4 protein-coding genes are annotated in these 2,737 nt (G+C 70.9%); 2 read left to right on the plus strand and 2 right to left on the minus strand.

The annotated features are described in order from the left end of the window. Positions 1-634 (minus strand): hypothetical protein (locus Q0A33_RS09025; protein WP_291795277.1); only part of this gene is annotated, 634 nt, incomplete at its 3' end. A 71-nt stretch (positions 635-705) separates the two neighbouring features. On the opposite strand from Q0A33_RS09025, the gene Q0A33_RS09030 reads away from it, so the two are divergent. After that, positions 706-1,728 (plus strand): 3-hydroxyacyl-CoA dehydrogenase NAD-binding domain-containing protein, encoded by a 1,023-nt coding sequence (locus Q0A33_RS09030; protein ID WP_291795279.1) that lies wholly within the window; start codon positions 706-708, stop codon positions 1,726-1,728. 168 nt (positions 1,729-1,896) lie between these two features. Here Q0A33_RS09030 and Q0A33_RS09035 read toward each other — a convergent pair whose 3' ends face one another. After that, on the minus strand, positions 1,897-2,268 hold the full coding sequence (locus Q0A33_RS09035) for a nuclear transport factor 2 family protein (protein ID WP_291795281.1): 372 nt from the start codon (positions 2,266-2,268) through the stop codon (positions 1,897-1,899). A gap of 298 nt (positions 2,269-2,566) precedes the next feature. On the opposite strand from Q0A33_RS09035, the gene Q0A33_RS09040 reads away from it, so the two are divergent. Continuing rightward, a partial coding sequence (locus Q0A33_RS09040) for an aldehyde dehydrogenase family protein (protein ID WP_291795283.1) occupies positions 2,567-2,737 on the plus strand: 171 nt, incomplete at its 3' end.

Raw genomic sequence — 2,737 nt, forward strand, 5'->3', positions numbered from 1 at the left:
CGTCCACGCTTTCCGCCGCCCCTTCACCCAGCAGGACGCCGCCCCCGCCCGCGGACCGCTCGAGGTCCCAGGACACCAGCCGCCTGTCCGAGGCGGTTCCCTCGTTGACGCCGTCGCGCATCTGGCCGTAGAAGTCCTCGTGGTACTCCACCACGCGTGCCCCCAGACGGCCGATGTTGAAGTACGCGTTCCTGCTGATGAGCGGATCGAACGTCCAGGTCATCTGTGTGATGCCGCGCTCCAGGCACCACAGGCGCTGGTGGAGCTTCATCGCCGCTCCCGTGCCGCGGCCCACCTCGTCGTGGCGCACACCGGCGATGTGCGAGTGCATCGCCCATTCCGGCGGCGAGGAGAAGAAGCCCACCGTCACGCCGATGAGCTCGCCCGTCTCCGGGTCCACAGCCGCACCCACGTAGTTCTGTGCGTGCGCCAGCGCCATGAGGAGGCTGGGCTCCATGACGGTGGTGCCGGCGGCGCCCACGTTCCACACCTCGTCGAGGAGGAGCGAGGCCTCGGCAGCGGATGCCGGGTCGTGGATGAGGCGCAGCTCCACCCCGGCGCGCTCCTGCGCCAGCTCGAGCTCGTGCTCTGCCGCCTCGATGGTCTGGGGGCTGATTCCTGCTGCTGCATCCATGGCGACATTCTGCCACTCGGGCGGGCGGTGGGGGAGTGTCTGCGCAGGTCGGCGGTCGTAGAGTGGCGAGCATGAACGATCCGCATGCCTCCCGTCCCGTGTCCGGTGCCCCGGCTGCCGCAGCCGCCGCGGAGGGCGGAACCCCTGCCTCCGCACAGGTGAGCACACCCGCCCCGCCCGAGGCTGCCTCGGCGGGGGTGCCTGCGCGTGCCGCCGTCGTGGGTGCGGGCACCATCGGACTGTCCTGGGCGCGACTGTTCGCGGCGGCGGGCACCGCGGTCACGGTCTTCGATCCGCGGGACGACCTCGCAGAGGTCCTGGCGGCACTCACCGCGGACGCAGGCCTTCCGGAGGGCGCGCTCACCCGGGCGAGCACCGCGGCCGAGGCCGTGGACGGTGTGGAGTTCGTGCAGGAGAGCGGGCCGGAGGAGCCGCACGCCAAGGCCGCGCTGTTCGCGCAGCTGGCGGAAGCGGCGCCGGAGGACGCGCTGCTGCTGTCCTCGTCCTCGGCGATCCCGGCCAGTCGGTTCGCCGCGGATCTGCCCGAGGCCGCGGCTGCCCGTGTGCTCGTGGGTCATCCCTTCAACCCGCCCCACATCATGCCGCTCGTGGAGGTGGTGCCGGGGGAGCGGACCGCAGCGGAGGCGGTGGAGCGCGCCGTGCAGATGTACCGCTCCTACGGGCGCGCGCCGATCGTGCTCAAGCAGGAGGTGCGGGGATTCGTGGGCAACCGCCTCCAGAACGCGGTGCTCCGCGAGGCCGTGCACCTGGTGCAGAGTGGTGTGGTGGACGCGGCAGACCTGGATACCGCGGTGAAGAACTCGCTGGGGCTGCGCTGGGCGGCCGTCGGACCTCTGGAGGGCCTGCACCTGGGCGGCGGGGCGCAGGGTCTGCGCGGGCTCATGGAGCACATCGGGCCGTCCTTCGCCGCCATCGACCTCCACGAACCGGACATGTCCGCGGAGGGCATGGAACCGGTGTTCGCACAGACGGAGGCCGCCTACGGCATGCCGCCCCGTGCGGAGATCGCCGCGGAACGTGACCGCTTCCAGGAGGGAGTGCTCCGCCTCCGAGGCGAGCCGCAGGAGGGCTGACGGCCCGGGCGGGAGACGCGCGGTGCCGCATGGTGGCGCTGTGCGGAGCGGCGGAGGCCCAGTGCGGGGGAAGTATGAGGTCACGCCCCGGAATGGCCGAGGCGCCGCACCGGGCCCGTCCGCGGTGCCGGATGCACAACGAGTCTCCGGCGTCAGGGCGTGCTCAGTTCACACCGCCGCGCGGAAGAAGTAGGTGGTGCGTGCGGCGATGAGACCGGCCTCATCGAAGCGCATGAAGTCCGCGAAGCCCTCGTGCGCCTCGGTCCCGTCCTTGAGAACGCCGTCGAAGGTGCCGCGGACGGCCACCCGGTTGCCGCTGGAGACCATCTCCGTGACGGTGTGGCGGCCGGAGGAGATGACGCGCGCGCCGCGGTAGAACTCCGCAACCTCCTCGCCGGTGAGCGTGGGGTACCCGGGGCGGTCGTAGACGGCATGGGAGGAGAACAGGGCGACGGTGGCCTCCGCGTCTCCGGCGTCCACGGTGGCGTAGTAGTGGAGGGCACGCTCCTCCGTGCGGGAGGCGGGCTGGAACTGGGACATGGCTTCTCTCCTCGGGGCTGCGGCTTGGCGGAACGGGGTACTTGGCTGAACGGGGTGCCCGGCGGAACCGGAGGCCAGGCGGATCCTGAGACCCGGCTGGTCCTGAGACCTGGCTGGTCCAGAGACCCGGGCAGCCTGCAGGGGACGCAACCTGAGACGAGTCTCAACAGCGGACGGACTCCTTTGCCTTGCGGGCTGTGACCCGCATAACGTGGGAACCACACTAGCTGGCAGAGCCGCCGGCTGGACGGCGGGTCTCACGACCGTGCAGACGCCACCTATGGAGAAGGAGAGCTCGATGTCGATCTATCAGATTCTCAATCCTGCGACCGGTGAGGTCGTCGAGGAATACCCCACCGCCACTAATGAGCAGATCGCGGAGGCTCAGCAGCGTTCCCACGACGCCTTCGGTCCCTGGGCGGCACGCCCCGTGGCCGAGCGTGCCGCGATCCTGAATAAGGTCGCGGAC

Origin of the sequence: Brevibacterium sp., assembly GCF_022712115.1 — a bacterium.
GTDB lineage: Bacteria > Actinomycetota > Actinomycetes > Actinomycetales > Brevibacteriaceae > Brevibacterium > Brevibacterium salitolerans.